17 protein-coding genes are annotated in these 17,534 nt (G+C 66.4%); 6 read left to right on the top strand and 11 right to left on the bottom strand.

All coding sequences use genetic code 11. The features are described 5' to 3' along the window. Window positions 1-18: 18 nt before the first annotated feature. The 5 genes from O0J15_RS03730 to O0J15_RS03710 form a co-directional block, all read right to left on the bottom strand. Complete coding sequence (locus tag O0J15_RS03730; protein WP_019660730.1) at window positions 19-546, bottom strand: F0F1 ATP synthase subunit delta; 528 nt, start codon at window positions 544-546, stop codon at window positions 19-21. Window positions 547-548: 2 nt separating this feature from the next. Next, window positions 549-1,019 carry a F0F1 ATP synthase subunit B gene (locus O0J15_RS03725; protein ID WP_005419512.1) on the bottom strand — a complete coding sequence of 157 codons (471 nt, stop codon included), beginning with the start codon at window positions 1,017-1,019 and terminating at the stop codon, window positions 549-551. A 106-nt stretch (window positions 1,020-1,125) separates the two neighbouring features. Continuing rightward, window positions 1,126-1,431, bottom strand: a complete 306-nt coding sequence (gene atpE, locus O0J15_RS03720; protein WP_005411133.1) for a F0F1 ATP synthase subunit C — start codon at window positions 1,429-1,431, stop codon at window positions 1,126-1,128. 73 nt (window positions 1,432-1,504) lie between these two features. Next, a complete protein-coding gene (gene atpB, locus O0J15_RS03715; RefSeq protein WP_005411134.1) occupies window positions 1,505-2,305 on the bottom strand; it encodes a F0F1 ATP synthase subunit A in 801 nt (266 codons plus the stop codon). A 31-nt stretch (window positions 2,306-2,336) separates the two neighbouring features. Continuing rightward, window positions 2,337-2,702 (bottom strand): hypothetical protein, encoded by a 366-nt coding sequence (locus tag O0J15_RS03710; RefSeq protein WP_014648497.1) that lies wholly within the window; start codon window positions 2,700-2,702, stop codon window positions 2,337-2,339. 458 nt (window positions 2,703-3,160) lie between these two features. Between O0J15_RS03710 and O0J15_RS03705 the strand changes: the two genes are divergently transcribed. Further along, a complete protein-coding gene (locus O0J15_RS03705) occupies window positions 3,161-3,979 on the top strand; it encodes a hypothetical protein (RefSeq protein WP_019660733.1) in 819 nt (272 codons plus the stop codon). A gap of 456 nt (window positions 3,980-4,435) precedes the next feature. On the opposite strand, the gene lpdA is transcribed toward O0J15_RS03705, so the two are convergent. From lpdA to O0J15_RS03690, 3 genes are all read right to left on the bottom strand, one after another. Then, the gene (lpdA, locus tag O0J15_RS03700) at window positions 4,436-6,244 is read right to left on the bottom strand and encodes a dihydrolipoyl dehydrogenase (RefSeq protein ID WP_111098361.1); all 1,809 of its coding nucleotides are present in this window, start codon (window positions 6,242-6,244) and stop codon (window positions 4,436-4,438) included. Window positions 6,245-6,351: 107 nt separating this feature from the next. Next, complete coding sequence (gene aceF, locus O0J15_RS03695) at window positions 6,352-8,061, bottom strand: dihydrolipoyllysine-residue acetyltransferase (RefSeq protein WP_308305101.1); 1,710 nt, start codon at window positions 8,059-8,061, stop codon at window positions 6,352-6,354. 167 nt (window positions 8,062-8,228) lie between these two features. Further along, window positions 8,229-8,744, bottom strand: coding sequence for a DNA-deoxyinosine glycosylase (locus tag O0J15_RS03690; RefSeq protein ID WP_021203872.1), 516 nt, complete (start codon window positions 8,742-8,744; stop codon window positions 8,229-8,231). A 186-nt stretch (window positions 8,745-8,930) separates the two neighbouring features. Here O0J15_RS03690 and O0J15_RS03685 point away from each other — a divergent pair, with 186 nt between their 5' ends. The 3 genes from O0J15_RS03685 to glpK all read left to right on the top strand — a co-directional run bounded on the left by O0J15_RS03685 (window position 8,931) and on the right by glpK (window position 12,851). Beyond that, window positions 8,931-9,566, top strand: coding sequence for an OmpW family outer membrane protein (locus tag O0J15_RS03685; RefSeq protein ID WP_308305100.1), 636 nt, complete (start codon window positions 8,931-8,933; stop codon window positions 9,564-9,566). Window positions 9,567-9,760: 194 nt separating this feature from the next. After that, window positions 9,761-11,248: a glycerol-3-phosphate dehydrogenase gene (glpD, locus tag O0J15_RS03680; RefSeq protein ID WP_308305099.1), complete on the top strand. Its 1,488-nt coding sequence runs from the start codon at window positions 9,761-9,763 to the stop codon at window positions 11,246-11,248. Window positions 11,249-11,351: 103 nt separating this feature from the next. Continuing rightward, window positions 11,352-12,851 carry a glycerol kinase GlpK gene (gene glpK / locus O0J15_RS03675; protein WP_134730008.1) on the top strand — a complete coding sequence of 500 codons (1,500 nt, stop codon included), beginning with the start codon at window positions 11,352-11,354 and terminating at the stop codon, window positions 12,849-12,851. A 179-nt stretch (window positions 12,852-13,030) separates the two neighbouring features. On the opposite strand, the gene O0J15_RS03670 is transcribed toward glpK, so the two are convergent. Together O0J15_RS03670 and O0J15_RS03665 are read right to left on the bottom strand one after the other, a co-directional pair. Continuing rightward, window positions 13,031-13,825: a MetQ/NlpA family ABC transporter substrate-binding protein gene (locus O0J15_RS03670; protein ID WP_058978693.1), complete on the bottom strand. Its 795-nt coding sequence runs from the start codon at window positions 13,823-13,825 to the stop codon at window positions 13,031-13,033. A gap of 26 nt (window positions 13,826-13,851) precedes the next feature. Continuing rightward, complete coding sequence (locus tag O0J15_RS03665) at window positions 13,852-14,823, bottom strand: YafY family protein (RefSeq protein ID WP_019660741.1); 972 nt, start codon at window positions 14,821-14,823, stop codon at window positions 13,852-13,854. An 80-nt stretch (window positions 14,824-14,903) separates the two neighbouring features. Between O0J15_RS03665 and O0J15_RS03660 the strand changes: the two genes are divergently transcribed. Continuing rightward, the gene (locus O0J15_RS03660; protein ID WP_308305098.1) at window positions 14,904-15,506 is read left to right on the top strand and encodes a hypothetical protein; all 603 of its coding nucleotides are present in this window, start codon (window positions 14,904-14,906) and stop codon (window positions 15,504-15,506) included. Between the two features lie 107 nt (window positions 15,507-15,613). Beyond that, window positions 15,614-16,390, top strand: coding sequence for a YdiY family protein (locus O0J15_RS03655; RefSeq protein WP_019660743.1), 777 nt, complete (start codon window positions 15,614-15,616; stop codon window positions 16,388-16,390). A 128-nt stretch (window positions 16,391-16,518) separates the two neighbouring features. Here O0J15_RS03655 and hemC read toward each other — a convergent pair whose 3' ends face one another. Further along, the gene (gene hemC / locus O0J15_RS03650; protein ID WP_111099183.1) at window positions 16,519-17,430 is read right to left on the bottom strand and encodes a hydroxymethylbilane synthase; all 912 of its coding nucleotides are present in this window, start codon (window positions 17,428-17,430) and stop codon (window positions 16,519-16,521) included. Window positions 17,431-17,534 lie beyond the last annotated feature (104 nt).

Genomic DNA, 17,534 nt, shown 5'->3' with positions numbered 1-17,534 from the left:
GCCGGACGTTAAATGAATTCAGTTAGCGAGCGCGGTCTGCAGACGGGCCAGCTTGCCCTTCAGCGAACCATCGATGACCACGTCGCCGGCGTCGATCACGGCGCCGCCGATCAGCGAGGCATCGACCGCGGTGGTCACGTCGACCTCGCGGTTGAAGCGCTTGCGCAGCGCGACCTTGATCGCATCCAGCTCAGCGGCCGACAGTTCGGCGGCCGAGGTGACGGTGGCCTTGACCACGTGCTCGGCTTCGGCGCGCAGGGCGTCGAACATGCCGGCGATTTCCGGCAGCAGCGGCAGACGGTGCGACTCGGCCAGGACGGCCAGGAAGCGCGAGTAGGTCTCGCCGTGCGACACCGGCGCCAGCAGGGCGACGGCGTCGTCACGACCCAGCTCCGGGTTGGCGAGCAGGGCCGCCACGCGCGGGTCGGCGGCGACGTGGGCGGAGAACGCCAGGGCGTCCGACCACGGCGCGAACGCGCCTTCGTCGCGCGCGGTCGCGAACGCGGCGCGGGCGTACGGGCGGGCAAGCGTGAGGGCCTGGCTCATCCTTAGATCTCCGAGGCCAGCTCGTCGAGCAGCGCCTTGTGGGCGTTGGCGTCGATTTCGCGCTTGAGCAGCTTTTCGGCACCGGTCACGGCCAGCGCGGACACCTGCTTGCGCAGATCTTCACGGGCACGGTTGGCGGCGGCGTCGATTTCAGCCTGGGCCAGTTCCTTCTGACGGGTGGCTTCGGTGATCGCTTCGTTACGGGCAGCATCAACGATCTGGTTGGCACGCGCGTGGGCCTGATCGATGATCTCGTTGGCCTTGGTGCGGGCTTCCTTCAGCGCTTCGTTGACCTTCTCCTGCGCCTGGGCCAGATCTTTCTGGCTGCGGTCGGCAGCAGCGAGGCCCTCAGCAATCTTCTGCTGGCGCTCCTCGATCGCGTTCATCAGCGGCGGCCAGATCTTGGTCGCGATGATCCAGATCAGACCAGCGAAGGCCAGCGCCTGCGCAAGAAGGGTGAAATTGATATTCATGGTTAGCTCGATCGCTGGTTTCGGGGTGGACGCGCCGCCGTAGCGGCACATCCGGCCTTCATCCGAAACCGGGTGCATCAGCACCCGGTCGTCTCAAACCGCTGTATCAGCCGGCCAGAGCCTTGGTGACGGCGCCAGCGAAGGCAGCCGACAGCGGGTTGGCGAAGGCCAGCAGCAGGCCAACGGCGACCGAGATGATGAACGCGGCGTCGATCAGGCCGGCGGTGATGAACATGCGGACCTGCAGGACCGGGATCAGTTCCGGCTGGCGGGCGGCCGACTCCAGGAACTTACCAGCCATGATGGCCAGACCCAGACCGGCGCCCAGCGCGGCCAGGCCGATCATGATGCCGACGGCAAGGGCGGTGGAGCTCTGAATCTGCGCGAAGTTGGTCAGGACGGCGAAGTACATGGTTATCTCCAGGAACTTAAGTTGCTAAGGGTGATGAAACGGATGAAGGTTGAAACGCGTTGAAGCTTGAAACTCAGTGAGCGTCTTCCGACAGGCTCAGGTACACGATCGACAGCATCATGAAGATGAAGGCCTGCAGCGGGATCACCAGCAGGTGGAACAGCATCCAGCCGAGGCCGAACACACCACCGGCAATGGCACCGAAGAAACCGGCACCACCCAGCACCCAGATCAGCAGGAACACGATTTCGCCGCCGAACATGTTGCCGAACAGTCGCATCGCCAGCGAGATCGGCTTGCTCAGCCACTCGACGATGTTGAGGATCAGGTTGAACGGCATCATCCACTTGCCGAACGGCGCCGTCAGGAATTCCTTGATGAAGCCGCCCAGGCCCTTGGACTTGAGCGCGAAGAACAGCATCAGGAAGAACACGCTGATGGCCATGCCCAGGGTGGCGTTGACGTCAGCGGTCGGGACCGGCTTCCAGTAGTGCACGCCCGCCCATTCCAGCGGCTTGGCGATGAAATCGGCCGGGATCATCTTCAGCAGATTCATCAGCAGAATCCAGAAGAAGATCGTGATGGCGATCGGCGTGACCAGCTTGCTCTTGCCGTGGTAGGTGTCCTTGGCCTGGCGGTCGACGAACTCCAAGCAGATCTCGACGAAGGCCTGCCACTTGCCCGGCACGCCGGCGGTGGCCTTGCGGGTCCCCAGCCAGAACGCGACCACGATCACCAGGCCCATCAGGACGGCGGTGAGGAAGGTATCGACGTGGATATGCCAGAACATACCCTCACCCTTGCCGACCGGCGCGGTCAGGTTGTGCAGGTGATGCTGGATGTAGCTGGTAGGGGTTAGAGCCTCGCCCGCCATGTGTCCGGAACCTTCAGTTAATTGAATTCTGTCAACGCCTGGCCATGGCCAGGACCTGGAACATCAAGCCGACGGCGATACCGGCCAACAGCGCCAACGCAGGCAGCTTGAAGACCAGGAACCCCACCAGCAGGACGCCGAAAACCACGACCCACTTGGCCACGATCGCAATGATCAGGCGAGCCATCGCCGATCCTGCGGCCACCGCACCTCCGCCCAGCGCCATCCGTGCTGCAACCCAGCCACCGGCCGAAATGGCCACACCAGACGCCAGCGCGCCGAGGGCATATTTCGGACCCACCAGCAGGAAGGCCAGGGCCAGGACAGCGACCGCGGCCAGCGGGTAGACCGCGGCGCGCAGCATCAGTCGCCGACCCGCGTCAACGGAGTTCAGCACAGGACGTCCCGCGTGGTTGCATGTGGAGGGTTGAGGCGGCTACAGCAGGGGGGGCCTCATCGAGCCGCCAAATTATAGCAATGGGACAATTTGCGAGACAACCGCTGCCTGTTCATCCCGGGAAGGCGCAAGTTGCGGTAACGGTTGCATTTTTGCGTACCACCGGGGGGACAATGACGTCCGCACGATGTTGCACCGCAGTATTGAACTTTGGTCGCAGTCGACGGAACTTTCACCGGATGCGCCGGTCCGATTACTCGACCTGCCTGCAGCATCCTCGTCGGCTCCACCCCGCAGGTCCCACGATGGCCCCGAAGCCCGTCTCCGGGGCCATCTTTTTGCATCGTCGTGACAGCGCTGAACCGTGCACACGCCGTGGACCATACGTTCACGGATGGTGGACGGGCCTGTCCCGCACAGTGGTCTTCATTCTGATGAACCACTGCAAGGACTCTTCGATGCGCCCCGTACCCACCCTGCTCGCCCTCTCCCTGCTCGCTGCCGGCGCCTCGTTCGCCAATGCCGCCCACGCCGCCGAAGGCGACGACCGTTTTGCCCTGCGCCTGGGTGCGATGAACATCGACTCGGACAACACCCTCCGCGGCAACACCAACGTGGCCGGCCAGGACATCGGTTTCTCCGAGGACTTCAAGCTGGGTGGCAAGGAGTGGGAGCCGCGCATTGACGGCATGTTCCGCATCAGCAACCGCCAGCGCCTGCTGTTCAACTACTTCAAGTACGACAAGGACCGCCGCGAGACCCTCGGCCAGGACATCTCCTTCGGTGACGTCAGCGTGCCGTCCGGCAGCTTCGTCAAGGGCGAACTGAAGTACCAGGTGGCCAGCCTGGTCTATGACTACTCGGTGGTGGACACCGACACCTTCGACCTCGGCCTGCAGCTGGGTGCCGAGTACGCCAAGGTCAGCACCAAGGCCTACGCCGATCTGGGCACTGTCTATGAGGGCCAGTTCCTCAACGAGAAGACCGACGGCGTGGCGCCGGTGGTCGGTGCACGCTTGAGCTTCACCCCATCCGAGAAGTGGATGATCACCCTGCAGGGCCAGTACCTCAACACGCGCTGGGGCAGCTTCGATGACTACAAGGGCGACCTGAGCCGCGCCAACGCCATCGTCGACTACCGCTTCACCAGGAACTTCGGCGTGTTCGCCGGCTACGACTGGTTCAAGCTTGATGCGGACAAGAAGGGCAGCGATGGCACCATCGGCCTGAAGCAGGAATTCAAGGGCCCGGTGGCCGGTATCAGCTTCGTGTTCTGACACCCGCCCCTTCCACGGCACTCTCTCTCCTGGCGCGGCCTCCGGAACATCGGGGCCGCGCTCTTTTGTGCTGTTTTTCCCTGCGTGCAGCAGCAAGAGCAGCTGGGTCGAGCACTGGAGGGAGCGGGGGCCGCGTGCGAATGTCCCCCGGCGCCGGCCTGCGGCCAACGCCTCCTCCTTTACTTCGCACACAGCCCCCGCTCCCTCCGCGTGTCAGGCATCCCGGCGGCCTGAGCACCGGCTCTCGACTATCCGCAAGCCGAGCCGCTGTGCGGGTGGCAGGCGTTTGGACAAAGTAAAGGAGGAGGCGACCGCCGCAGGCGGGTGACGGGGACATTTGCCCAAATGCCTGCCACCCGCGCGGCAGCCCGAACGCTCGCAACGAGAGTGATCGAGGCTCAAAAAAAAAAACCCCGGCAAACGCCGGGGCTTTTCATTTGGAACGGCGCGGGCGCCTTACTTCTTCTTCGGCATGTACAGATCGGTGATCGTGCCGTCGTAGATTTCCGACGCCATCGCCACCGACTCGCTCAGCGTCGGGTGCGCGTGGATGGTGTGGCCGATGTCTTCGGCTTCCGCACCCATCTCGATCGCCAGGCCGATCTCGGCCAGCAGGTCACCGGCGTGCACGCCGACGATCGCACCACCGATGATGCGGTGGGTCTCTTCGTCGAAGATCAGCTTGGTGAAGCCCTCGGTACGGCCGATGCCGATCGCGCGGCCACTGGCAGCCCACGGGAACTTGGCCACGCCGACCTTCAGGCCCTTGGCCTTGGCTTCGGTCTCGGTCACGCCGACCCAGGCGATTTCCGGGTTGGTGTAGGCCACCGACGGAATCACACGGGCCACCCACTCCTTCTTGTGGCCTGCAGCCACTTCGGCGGCCAGCTTGCCTTCGTGCGTGGCCTTGTGGGCCAGCATCGGGTTGCCGACGATGTCGCCGATGGCAAAGATGTGCGGCACGTTGGTGCGCATCTGGCGATCCACCGGGATGAAGCCACGCTCGGTGACCTGCACGCCGGCCTTCTCGGCATCGATCTTCTTGCCGTTCGGCGAACGCCCGACGGCCACCAGCACACGGTCGAAGGTGCCCTGCGCCAGCGCAGGCGCCTGGCCTTCCTCGGCAGCTTCAAAGGTCACGGTGATGCCCTTGGCATCGGCGGTGACGCCCGAGGCCTTGGTCTTCAGGTGGACTTCGATGCCCTGCTTCTTCAGGCGATCGGCCAGCGGCTTGACCAGGTCCTTGTCGGCGCCCGGCATCAGCTGGTCCATGAACTCGACCACAGTGACCTTGCTGCCCAGCGCGCTGTACACGGTGGCCATTTCCAGGCCGATGATGCCGCCGCCGACGACCAGCAGCGAGCCCGGCACTTCGGCCAGCTCCAGCGCATCGGTGGAGTCCATCACGCGCGCGTCGTCCCACGGGAAGTTCGGCAGCTTCACCGCCTGCGAACCGGCAGCGATGATGCACTTCTGGAAGCGCAGCAGCTGGGTGCCGCCGTCAGCGGCGGTGATCTCCATCTCGTTGGCCGAGATGAACCTGCCGACGCCCTGCACGTTGCGGACCTTGCGCTGCTTGGCCATGCCGGCCAGGCCCTTGGTCAGCTGGTTGACGACCTTTTCCTTGTACTGGCGCAGCTTGTCCAGGGTGATGGTCGGCTTGCCGAACTCGACGCCGAAATCACCGGCATGGGCCACTTCGTCGATTACCGCAGCGGCGTGCAGCAGCGCCTTGGACGGAATGCAACCGACGTTGAGGCAGACGCCGCCGAGGCTGGCGTAGCGCTCGACCAGCACCGTATCCAGGCCGACGTCGGCGGCGCGGAAGGCGGCGGTGTAGCCGCCCGGGCCGGAGCCCAGCACGACCATTTCGCATTCGATGTCGGCCGGCTTGCCGCTGGACAGCGCCGGCTTCGGCGCAGCCGGTTCAGCCGGGGCGCGGTGCGATGGGGTCACCGGCGGCTTGCTGGCCGGAGCGGCCGCAGCCGGAGTCGGCGCAGCGGCCTTGGCCGGGGCTTCGGCGGCGCCTTCAGCGTCCAGCACCACGACCACGGCGCCTTCGGACAGGGTGTCGCCCAGCTTGACCTTGATTTCCTTGACCACGCCGGCAGCCGAGGACGGCACTTCCAGGGTGGCCTTGTCCGATTCCAGGGTCACCAGACCCTGATCCTTCTTCACCGTGTCGCCGACGGCGACCAACACTTCGATCACCGGCACATCGCTGTAATCGCCGATGTCGGGAACCTTGACTTCAATCGTGGCCATGGTGGGTTTTCCTCGTGCCCGACCGGCATGGCCGGTGGGCTGTCACTGCATCTGTTCACGCGGCCGCGCCAGGGGCTGCGGCCGCACGGTGGGGGCGAAGCGGTGCTTTACAGCAGCACGCGGCGCATGTCGGCCAGTACCTGGGACAGGTACGTGGTGAAGCGTGCGGCCAGGGCGCCGTCGATGACGCGGTGGTCGTAGCTCAGCGACAGCGGCAGCATCAGCTTCGGTGCGAATTCCTTGCCGTTCCAGACCGGCTGGATGGACGACTTGGAGACACCGAGGATGGCCACTTCCGGTGCATTGACGATCGGGGTGAACGCGGTGCCACCGATGCCGCCCAGCGAGCTGATCGAGAAGCAGCCGCCGCTCATGTCGGCCGGGCCGAGCTTGCCGTCGCGCGCCTTCTTGGCCAGTTCGCCGGTTTCCTGCGCGATCTGCACCACGCCCTTCTTGTCCACGTCGCGGATCACCGGCACGACCAGGCCGTTCGGCGTGTCGGCGGCGAAGCCGATGTGGAAGTACTTCTTCAGGGTCAGGTTTTCGCCGCTGGCATCGAGCGAGGCGTTGAATTCCGGGAACTTCTTCAGCGCCGCGGCGCTGGCCTTGATCAGGAAAGCAAGCATGGTCAGCTTGATGCCGGCCTTCTCGTTCTCCTTGTTCAGCGCCACGCGCAGCGCTTCCAGGTCGGTGATGTCGGCTTGGTCGAACTGGGTGACGTGCGGGATCATCGCCCAGTTGCGGGCCAGGTTCGCGCCGGAGATCTTCTTGATGCGCGACAGCGGCTGGACTTCGGTCTCGCCGAACTTGCTGAAGTCGACCTTCGGCCACGGCAGCAGGTTCAGGCCACCACCGGCAGCGACGGCAGCACCGGCGGCAGCCGGCACGCCACCGCTGAGCGCGGCCTTGACGAACTTCTGCACGTCAGCCTTGGTGATGCGGCCGCCCTTCTCGGTGCCGTTGATCTGCAGCAGGTCCACGCCCAGTTCGCGGGCGAACACACGCACCGCCGGGGTGGCATACGGCACCTTGGCCGGCAGCACGCCATCAGCGTTGAACTGCACCGGCGGGCTGGACGGGGTACCGGCCGAGGCGATCTCGCGGGCCGCCAGCTTGTCCGGCTGCGCCGGCACGGCGACCGGCTCGACCTTGGTGGCTGTCTCAGCGGCTGCAGGCGCGGCGGCAGCGGCGGCCTTGGTCGGTGCCGGCGCGGCAGCGCCCTCGGCCTCGATGATCGCAACCACATCGCCCTGCGACAGGTTGTCGCCGACCTTGACCTTGATCTCCTTGACCACACCGGCCACCGAGGACGGCACTTCCATGGTGGCCTTGTCGCTTTCCAGCGTGACCAGGCCCTGGTCCTTCTTGACCGTGTCGCCAACGGCGACCAGGACTTCGATGACCGGAATGCCGGCGTAGTCGCCGATGTCCGGCACCAGCGCTTCAACGGCACCACCGCTGGCAGCCGGGGCAGCTGCGGCCGGGGCCGGCGCGCTCTGGGTAGCGGCAGCCGGGGCAGCGGCCTTGGCCGGCGCCGGCGCGGCAGCCGCCGGCTTGGCGGCTTCCGCTTCGCCTTCAGCCACTTCGATCAGGGCCACGACCTTGCCTTCGGACAGGCTGTCGCCCACCTTGACCTTCAGCTCCTTGACCACGCCAGCCACCGAGGACGGCACTTCCATGGTCGCCTTGTCGCTTTCCAGCGTCACCAGCCCCTGGTCCTTCTTGACCGTGTCGCCGACGGCGACAAGCACCTCGATTACCGGGATATCGCTGTAGTCACCGATATCGGGGACAAGTGCTTCCTTGATTTCGGCCATGGGGATAACTCCGGCAATCTGGTGTAGGGAAACGTCTATTGTGCGGCCAGCGGGGTCCAGCGCCAACCGTTACAGGTGTTTTCAGTACGCACGCAGCCGGGACACGCTGTTGCCCATGGGTTGCGCCTGCCACCAGTCGGTAGCGTATTGTCCCTACGATGTCCGCTTCATGTCGCCAGTGCGTCTGCCACCGGCTGCCAGGCCTGGCGCAGGCGCGGCAGCGACCAGGCCGCATTGGCCGGGCTGGTCGACGGCAGTACCACCCGTTTCGGCGGGGCCTCCAACCGTGGCAGCACCCAACGCTGGAATGCCTGCGCTGACGCGGCGCCATTGCAGCCGACCAGCTTCAGCTCGGGCAACGCGGCGATCAGTTCCGGCAGTGCATTGGCCACTTCCGTGCCACGCACGATGTCCGCATCCAGACTGCCCCGGCGCTCACAGCGGCCAATCACATCCCACAGGCCGATGCCTGCGGCGTTCAACGCCTGCAGCCGCGCTGCATAGGGCAGATCCGCACTGAAGCCACAGATATCGGCCATCAACGGCCAGAAACGGTTGCGCGGATGCGCGTAGTAGCGCTGCTCCTGCAGCGACGCCACGCCTGGCATCGAGCCCAGCAGCAGCACGCGGCACTGCACGTTCACCTGCGCTTGCAGGCCAATGCACAACGTTGCTTCGCTCACATCTTCTCCAACTGCATGAATGTCAGCGAGGGCCGAAAACCCCATGAATACAGGCATTCCGCACCCGTCGCTGAACAAGGAAAACTATTTTTTAACGTGCGTCGGATTCGATTCATGTTGGGGCGACTACGGTGTGCTCGCCCCGCAACCGGGGGCCCAAAACAAGAAACATTAGGAGATACCCCCATGCGCTCCATCCATATCCTGAGTCTCGCCCTGCTGACCTCCGCCGCCTTTGCACCGGCCGCTTTCGCCCAGGACAGCAGCAGCACCGACACTGCCTCGGGCAAGCATTTTGCCGTGGTTGGCGGCATCTCGCTGCTGGAACCGAAGAACGACCCGATCACCGGCGTGAAGAAGACCGATGGCGGCCCGGCGCCGACCGTCAGCTTCAGCTACTACATCAACGATAACTGGGCCGTTGAACTGTGGGGCGCTGCCGACAAGTTCGAAAACAAGTTCAAGGGCCCGAACAACGCCCGCCTGGGCTCGGTCGAGCAGCAGCCGGTCGCGCTGAGCGGCCAGTACCACTTCGGCCAGGCTGACAACGTGTTCCGCCCGTTCGTGGGCGTGGGCTACTACCAGTCGAGCTTCAGCAACGAGAAGCTGGGCAACGGCGCTGACACCGACATCCGCTTCAAGGATGCCAAGGGCGTGATCGGTACCGTCGGCGTGGACATGAACATCAACTCCACCTGGTTCGCCCGTGCCGACGCCCGCTACATGCGCGCCCGCCCGGACGTGAAGGTTGGCGGCGAAAAGATCGGCGAAGCCAAGATGGATCCGTGGACCGTCGGCTTCGGCATCGGCGCCCGCTTCTGATCCAGGCTGCACCTGCTTCACTGATGTAACGCGACGGGCCCTTCGGGGCCCGTCGTCGTTTCCGTCACCCGCGTTCCACCTGTAGAGCCGAGCCCATGCTCGGCTGCTTTTATGTAGAGTCGAGCCCATGCTCGACTATCGGGAAAGCAGCCGAGCATGGGCTCGGCTCTAGACAAACAGGGTACGAAGGCGCGATGGAGGAAGTCGACCTGCTGGTGATCGGTGGCGGCATCAACGGCGCCGGCATCGCCCGTGATGCCAGCGGACGCGGACTGCGCGTCCTGCTGTGCGAACAGCATGACCTGGCCGCGCACACCTCCAGTGCCAGCAGCAAACTGGTCCACGGCGGCCTTCGCTACCTTGAACAGGGCGAATTCGGCCTGGTGCGCAAAGCGCTGGGTGAGCGTGAGACGGTACGCCGGCAAGCCCCTCACCTGGTCCATCCTCTGCGTTTCGTCCTGCCCTGGGAACCGCACCTGCGCCCGCGCTGGATGCTGCGCGCGGGACTGTGGCTGTACGACCATCTGGGCCGGCGCAGCCCTGCGTTTCCCGCATCGCACGCACTGGACCTGCAACGCGATCCGCTGGGTCGCTGGCTCTCCCCCTCGCTGCGCATCGGCTTCAGCTACGCCGATGCGCAGGTCGATGACGCGCGGCTGGTGCTGCTCAACGCCCTGGATGCCGCGCAGCGCGGCGCACAGGTGCGGGTCCGCAGCCGCTGCATCGACCTGCGCCCCGTTCACGGCCGATGGCAGGCCGTTCTGGAATCCGCCGATGGCCAGCCGCACCCGGTGACTGCGCGCGCCGTTGCCAATGCGGCTGGTCCGTGGGCCGGCGGCCTGCTGGAACAGATGCAGGGGCGCGGCGATGGCCCCGCGCTGCGCCTGGTGCAGGGCAGCCACATCGTGCTGCGCCGCCCCTGGCCCAGCGACAGCGCCTGCCTGCTGCAGCAGCCCGATGGGCGCGTGGTGTTCCTTCTGCCCTTCGCCCACGACCACCTGCTGGTCGGCACCACCGACACCGACTATCGCGGTGACCCGGCGCGCTGCAGCGTGCTCCCTGCGGAGGTGACGTACCTGTGTGATGCGGCCAATCGCTACCTGCGTGATCCCATCGCAGCGGAGGAGGTGGCCTGGCGGTTCGCTGGCGTACGCCCGTTGCTGGCCGATCCCGATCCGCGTGCGGCACGACTCAGCCGTGATTACCGACTGCAGCTGCAGTCCCACCCGGCACCGGCGCTGCACGTGCTGGGAGGCAAGCTCACCACCTACCGGGTGCTGGCCGAGGAAGCGCTGGAGCTGCTGCGGCCGGCGCTGCCGCAGATGGGCCCGGCGTGGACGGCAGGCGGAGACCCGCTGCCTGGCAGCGACTGGGGCGACGCCACGCAGGCGTGCTCGCGCCTGCAGTTGCTGGCACCGTGGTTGCCCGAGGAAATCGCACGCCGCTGGGCCGACGCCTACGGCAGCCGCAGCGCGGAGCTGCTGCATGGCCTGCAGGGTGTGAACGATCTTGGCGAAGACTTTGGCGGCGGCCTGCACGCGCGGGAAGTCGCTTTCCTGCGTGAGCACGAATGGGCCTCGAATGCCGAGGACGTGCTGTGGCGGCGGAGCAAGCTGGGGTTGCGGCTGGACGCGGCGCAGGTGGCACGGCTGCAGGCGTGGATGGAGCAAGCCAGCGTGTAGAGCCGGGCCATGCTCGGTTGCATCCGCACAACGCAGCCGAGCATGGCCCGGCTCTGCAGGAAGCTGAGGTACCTTACCCCGACCGCTCTACCGGAGACGCTGCATGACGCCCCGCTACGTGCTGGCCATCGACCAGGGCACCACCAGTTCGCGCGCGATCCTGTTCGACCGTGCCGGCGACATCGTCGGCAGTGCACAGCGCGAATTCGCACAGATCTTCCCCCAGCCCGGCTGGGTCGAGCATGACCCGCGCGAGATCCTTACCAGCGTCTACGCCACGCTGACCGAACTGCTCAGCCGCGAACAGATCGATCCGCGCCATATCGCTGCGCTGGGCATCACCAACCAGCGCGAAACCACCGTGGTCTGGGACCGCGCGAGCGGCCAGCCCATCCATAACGCGATCGTCTGGCAATCGCGGCAGAGCCACGCCATCTGCGAGCGGCTGAAGTCCGACGGGCATGAAGCGCTGGTCCGCGAGCGGACCGGCCTGCTGATCGACGCCTATTTCTCCGCGACCAAGGTGCGCTGGATCCTCGACCACGTGGAAGGTGCGCAGCAGCGCGCCGAGCGTGGCGAGCTCCTGTTCGGCACCATCGACAGCTGGCTGGTGTGGAACCTCAGCGGTGGCCAGGCGCACGTGACCGATTACAGCAATGCCGCGCGCACCCTGCTGTTCAACATCCACACGCTGGACTGGGATGAAGACCTGCTGGCGCTGCTGGACATCCCGCGCGCGATGCTGCCGCAGGTGCGCGACTCCAGTGCGGTGTACGCACACACCCGGCCGCAGTTCTTCTTCGACCACCCGATCCCGATCGCCGGCATCGCCGGTGACCAGCAGGCGGCGCTGTTCGGCCAGGCCTGCTTCCAGCCGGGCATGGTCAAGAACACCTACGGCACCGGCTGCTTCATGCTGATGCACACCGGCACGCAGGCGGTACGCTCGCGCAACGGCCTGCTGACCACCATCGCCTGGGGCCTGGACGGGCGCGTGGAGTATGCGCTGGAGGGGTCGATCTTCATCGCCGGCTCGGTGGTGCAGTGGCTGCGCGACGGACTGCGCATGATCGAACGCGCCAGCGACAGCCAGGCGCTGGCCGCACAGGTACCCGACAGTGGCGGCGCCTACCTGGTGCCGGCGTTTGTCGGCCTCGGCGCGCCCTATTGGCGCAGCGATGTGCGCGGCGCGATGTTCGGCCTGACCCGCGGTACCCGCAAGGCGCATTTCGTGCGCGCCGCGCTGGAAGCGATGGCCTACCAGACCCGCGACGTGCTCGATGCAATGCAGTCCGATGCCGGTATCGCGCTGACCGAACTGCGCGCCGATGGCGGTGCGATCGGCAACGACTTCCTGGCCAGCTTCCAGGCAGACATCCTCGGTGTGCCGCTGCTGCGGCCGCGGTTGACCGAAACCACCGCGCTCGGTGCGGCCTATCTGGCCGGCCTGGCCGTCGGGTTCTGGTCCAGCCGCGAACAGATCACCGCGCAGTGGGGCCTGGACCGGCGCTTCGAGCCACAGATGGACGTGGCCCAGCGCGAGAAACTGTATGCCGGATGGCAGCAGGCGGTGGCCGCCACCCTCGCCTTCCACGTCGATTGAAACTGCAATGCCCTGCCCTGCTGCGGCACACGTGGAGTGACACGGTAGAGCCGAGCCATGCTCGGCCGCCGCCGGTGAAATGCCGGAAACAGCAGAGCCGAGCGTGGGCTCGGCTCTACAGGGAAGGCAGTGTCGACGAAGGTCGACACCCACCGTTCAAATCAACAGATCAGCCGCAATCAGAACGCCGGCAGCACCGCGCCCTTGTACTTGGTCTCGATGAAGGCCTTCACCTGCGGACTGGTCAGGGCCTTGGCCAGTTTCTGCACACGGGCGTCGTCCTTGTTGTCCGGGCGCGCGACCAGGAAGTTCACGTAGGGCGAATCCTTGCTCTCGATCGCCAGAGCGTCCTTGGTCGGGTTGAGGCCGGCATCCAGCGCGTAGTTGGTGTTGATCAGTGCCAGGTCCACCTGGTCCAGCACGCGCGGCAGCATCGCCGAGTCGAGTTCGCGGAACTTCAGGTTCTTCGGGTTGGCGGTGATGTCACGCAGGGTCGACAGCGCGTTGGCCGGATCCTTCAGCTCGATCACGCCGGCCTTGTGCAGCAGGATCAGCGCACGGCTGTTGTTGCTCGGGTCGTTCGGGATCACCACATCTGCGCCTTCGCGCAGCTCGGCCAGCGACTTGACCTTGCGCGAATAGGCGCCGAACGGTTCGATGTGCACGCCGATCACCTTCACCAGATCGGTCTTGCGATCGCGGTTGTAGGCATCCAGGTACGGCTCGGTCTGGAAGTAGTTGGCGTCCACCTGCTTCTGCACCAGCTGGTCGTTGGGCTGCACGTAGTCGTTGAACACGCGCACGTCCAGGTCCACGCCTTCCTGCTTGAGGATCGGCTTGACCACTTCAAGGATCTCGGCATGCGGCACGGCCGTGGCGGCCACCACCAGCTTCTGCGAGGGCTCGCCGGACGTGCCGCAGGCGGTCAGGGCCAGCGCAGCGGCGAGCAGGGGCAGCAACAGGGTCTTCTTCATGGGCGGAAGGGTTCTCGGGGGGAGTGTCAGGATTTTTCGTAGTTGCTCAGGGCCAGCTCGAGCAGCGCCTTGGCCTGCTCGCGCAGCATCACCGGCTCGATGATCTCGGCATCCGAACCATAGTGCAGCACGTCCATCAGCAGCTCGCGCGAGACGCTGTACGGCACCTTCAGTTCGTAGCGGCCATCGGCCAGGAAGCGGCCCTGCTGCTTGGAATGCCAGTGCTCGTCGGCCACCCAGCGCGCGGCCTTGGCGCTGAACAGGATGGTCGCCCAGCCCTTCGGCGCACCAGAAAAAATGCCATAGCTGGCGCCGAGCTGCTCGTCCAGCTCGCTGTCGGCGACATCGCGGGCGGTGCTGTCGATCACCCGTGCCTTGTGGATGCGGTCCACGGCGAAACTGCGCAGCGCCTCGCGGTCATGGTCCCAGGCATCCAGGTACCAGTTGTCGCGATAATGGGTCAGGCGCTGCGGCGAGACGGTACGCTTGGTCGGCTCGTCGGTGGAACGGGCACGGTACTCGAACGCCAGCTGGCGGCGCTCCAGCACGGCCGATGCGACGCTGCGGAAGCTGCCTTCGTCAAACTTGCGGCCACGGTGCGGAATCACCCGCACGCGGTCCACCGGCCAGCTGGACACGCCCGCCTGGGCCGCCAGCAGGCTCTCGATGCGCTGCTGCAGCGGCGCCAGCACCGACGACAGCACGCCACCGCCGGTGCGGGCCAGCAGGTGTTGCGAAGCCAGCAGGGCATGCAGCTCCTCCGAGCTGAGCCATAGGCCAGGCAGTTCGAAGCGGTCGCTCTCGTCGGCCTGGTAACGGAAGCCTGCCTCGCCGTCGCCCTCGATCGGTGCCATCAGCGCATCGCGCAGGAAGGCCAGGTCGCGGTAGACGGTGGCACGGGAACAACCGAGCTTGTCCTGCAGGGTCGCCACCGTCACCGGATAGCGCGCGGACTTGAGCAGACGATGCAGGGCGGTGATGCGTTCGTATCGGTCCATACCCCCGATTATGTCCGAGTCGCGGGTCTTGTGTGGGACGTTTGGGCTATCGTGGTCGCCCCCACCCCATGGAATGCCCGATGCGCCGGTTGCCTGCCCTGTCCCTGCTGGCCTGCCTGCTGCTGGCCGCCTGCGATCGCCCGCCGGCGCCGGCGGGCACCGAGGCGCCGGTACCCGCCGCCGATCCGGCACAGGCGGTGCTGGGCGCCAGCCAGCGTTTCGCCGCCCTGCGCAGCTTCCACGCCGAACTGGAAGTGCTGGGCGCGCCGCAGCGGGTACGCAGCGCCATGGACTTCGTTGCACCCGACCGTTTCCGGGTGGAGACCCCGGCCGGGCCGCAGACCATCATCGGCGACACCCTGTTCCTGCAGGCCGACGGTGCGATCCGCCAGGTGCCGGCCCCGCCCGGCCTGCTCGAGCAGTGGCGCAACCCGCTGCCGGCCGACGCCCTGCCCGCCGACCTGAAGGCCGAAGATCTCGGCAGCCAGGCGCTGGACGGGGTCGAGACCCGTCACTACCGGCTGCGCGGCAACCAGCCCGGCGAACGCCTGGAGTACTGGGTGGATGCCCAGGGCCTGCCACGCCAGATCGTGCGCAGCGGCAGCAGCAATGGCCGCAGTTTCCAGCTGCGGCTGCGCTATTCGCGCTTCAACGACCCGGCGTTGCGCGTCGATCTGCCCTGAATGGGCGGTCGCGGCAACGTCTGCTGAAGCGGGCGTTTGGATCGATTCGGACCGCCATCACGCTTCCAGTATCATCACCGGCTGTCAACCGCTTCGGAGTAGTCCCGATGTTCCTGCGCGTGTCCCTGCTGATCCCCCTGCTGCTGTGCGCGCCGCTCGCGTACGCACAGGATGCCTCCGAACTGGCGGCGATGTCCTCGCCGTGGAGCGGCAGTGGCGGCGAGCTCGGCTTCGCTTCGGCACGCGGCAACAGCAGCACCGAGAGCTTCAACGGCCGCCTGCGCCTTCGCTACACCGACGGCGACTGGGTTCACAGCATGGACCTGGCCGGCCTGCGCTCCAGCTCCAAGGTGACCGAGACCCGCGATGACGGCACCACCACCCGCCGCAACAACACCACGGCCAATCGCTACACCGGCAGTGCCGGCAGCGCGCTGCAGCTGGGCGAACACCGCCAGCTGACCGCCACGGTGCGTACCGAGCGCGATGACTTCGCCACCTACGACCGCCAGAGCTCGTTCGGCCTGGGTTACGGCACCCGCCTGTGGAACACCGAGCGCTTCTCGTTCGACGCGCAGATCGGTCCCGGTGTGCGCCGCACCCACAGCACCGAGGACGACCGCACCCGCACCGGCATGATCGGCCGCGGCCTGTTCGACATGAAGTACTCGCTGACCGACAACACCGACCTGGTCAACACGCTGCTGGTCGAATCCGGTTCGTACAACACCTTCGGCCAGAACGACTTCGGCGTGTCGGTGAGCATGAACGAGCACTTGGCGCTGAAGGCCGGCTGGCAGGCGCGTTACAACAGCGACGTCGCTGTCGACAAGCGCAAGACCGATACGCTGACCACGATGAACGTGGTCTACAAGTTCAAATAAGCAGAACGGGCGCCGAGGGCGCCCGTTTCGTTTTTGTAGAGTCGAGCCATGCTCGACTTGAGCGCGAAGCCCGGGATTTTCCCGGCGAAGAGCAGCCGAGCATGGCTCGGCTCTACAGACATCGGGACTCAGGCGTTCAGCAGTTCGCCGGCGCCATCGTCCAGCAGCATGTTCGCCACGCGCTGGCCCAGCGCTTCCGGGGCATTGGCCGGGCCCACCGCCTCGGCACGCACCGCACGGCCATCGCTGGCGCTGCCAACCAGCCCCTGCAGGTGCAGGTCGTCGCCCTGCCACTGCGCGATGGCCGCCACCGGCACATGGCAGCTGCCATGCAGCGCACGGTTCATTGCCCGCTCGGCTTCCACGCAGGCACGGGTAGCCGCGTCATCAAGCTGGCCGAACAGCGCCCTCAGGTGCGCATTGCCGCCATCGCACTCCACCGCCACCGCGCCCTGCGCCGGGGCCGGCAACCACTGCGGCGGTTGCAGGCGCGCGACGATGCGCTCACCCAGGCCCAGGCGCTCCAAGCCGGCCACGGCCAGCACGATGGCGTCGTAGCCGCCGTTGTCGAGCTTGGCCAGGCGGGTGTTGACGTTGCCGCGCAGGTCGAGCAGCTCCAGGTCCGGGCGCAGCGCGCGCAGCTGGGCCTGGCGGCGCAGCGACGAGGTACCGACCCGCGCGCCGATCGGCAGCGCGTCCAGCGAGGCGTACAGGTTGGAGACGAAGCCATCGGCCGGATCGTGTCGGGGCAGGATTGCCGGCAGCGCGAACGGCTCGTCCAGTTCCATCGGCACGTCCTTCAAAGAATGCACGGCGCAGTCGGCCTCACCGCGCAGCATGGCCAGCTCCAGTTCCTTCAGGAACAGGCCCTTGCCACCGATCGCGGCCAGCGAGCGGTCGAGCACCTCGTCACCGCGGGTGCTCATCGGCACCAGTTCCACATGCAGGCCGGGATGGGCCTGGCGCAGGCGGTCAGCGACGTGTTCGCTCTGCCAGAGGGCGAGCGGGCTCTTGCGGGTGGCGATGCGGACGGTTTCCATTCGGTCATTATCGCGCCTTCGGCGCGGATACGGCCAACGGCGGAGCCCCTCGTGGCTGGCGGAGGGGTCGTGAAAGCAACAGCCGCGCTTGGCCGGGCGGGGTG

Source organism: Stenotrophomonas sp. Sm10 (assembly GCF_030985515.1).
Taxonomy (GTDB): Bacteria; Pseudomonadota; Gammaproteobacteria; order Xanthomonadales; family Xanthomonadaceae; genus Stenotrophomonas; species Stenotrophomonas hibiscicola.
This window is presented reverse-complemented; position numbering and strand designations above follow the sequence as displayed.

Coding starts and splice junctions, on each gene's coding strand:
- atpB (WP_005411134.1), bottom strand. CDS start 2,305: ATGGCGGGCGAGGCTCTAACCCCTACCAGCTACATCCAGCATCACCTG.
- O0J15_RS03725 (WP_005419512.1), bottom strand. CDS start 1,019: ATGAATATCAATTTCACCCTTCTTGCGCAGGCGCTGGCCTTCGCTGGT.
- O0J15_RS03685 (WP_308305100.1), top strand. CDS start 8,931: ATGCGCTCCATCCATATCCTGAGTCTCGCCCTGCTGACCTCCGCCGCC.
- lpdA (WP_111098361.1), bottom strand. CDS start 6,244: ATGGCCACGATTGAAGTCAAGGTTCCCGACATCGGCGATTACAGCGAT.
- O0J15_RS03665 (WP_019660741.1), bottom strand. CDS start 14,823: ATGGACCGATACGAACGCATCACCGCCCTGCATCGTCTGCTCAAGTCC.
- O0J15_RS03705 (WP_019660733.1), top strand. CDS start 3,161: ATGCGCCCCGTACCCACCCTGCTCGCCCTCTCCCTGCTCGCTGCCGGC.
- O0J15_RS03660 (WP_308305098.1), top strand. CDS start 14,904: ATGCGCCGGTTGCCTGCCCTGTCCCTGCTGGCCTGCCTGCTGCTGGCC.
- hemC (WP_111099183.1), bottom strand. CDS start 17,430: ATGGAAACCGTCCGCATCGCCACCCGCAAGAGCCCGCTCGCCCTCTGG.
- aceF (WP_308305101.1), bottom strand. CDS start 8,061: ATGGCCGAAATCAAGGAAGCACTTGTCCCCGATATCGGTGACTACAGC.
- atpE (WP_005411133.1), bottom strand. CDS start 1,431: ATGTACTTCGCCGTCCTGACCAACTTCGCGCAGATTCAGAGCTCCACC.
- O0J15_RS03655 (WP_019660743.1), top strand. CDS start 15,614: ATGTTCCTGCGCGTGTCCCTGCTGATCCCCCTGCTGCTGTGCGCGCCG.
- glpD (WP_308305099.1), top strand. CDS start 9,761: ATGGAGGAAGTCGACCTGCTGGTGATCGGTGGCGGCATCAACGGCGCC.
- glpK (WP_134730008.1), top strand. CDS start 11,352: ATGACGCCCCGCTACGTGCTGGCCATCGACCAGGGCACCACCAGTTCG.
- O0J15_RS03670 (WP_058978693.1), bottom strand. CDS start 13,825: ATGAAGAAGACCCTGTTGCTGCCCCTGCTCGCCGCTGCGCTGGCCCTG.
- O0J15_RS03730 (WP_019660730.1), bottom strand. CDS start 546: ATGAGCCAGGCCCTCACGCTTGCCCGCCCGTACGCCCGCGCCGCGTTC.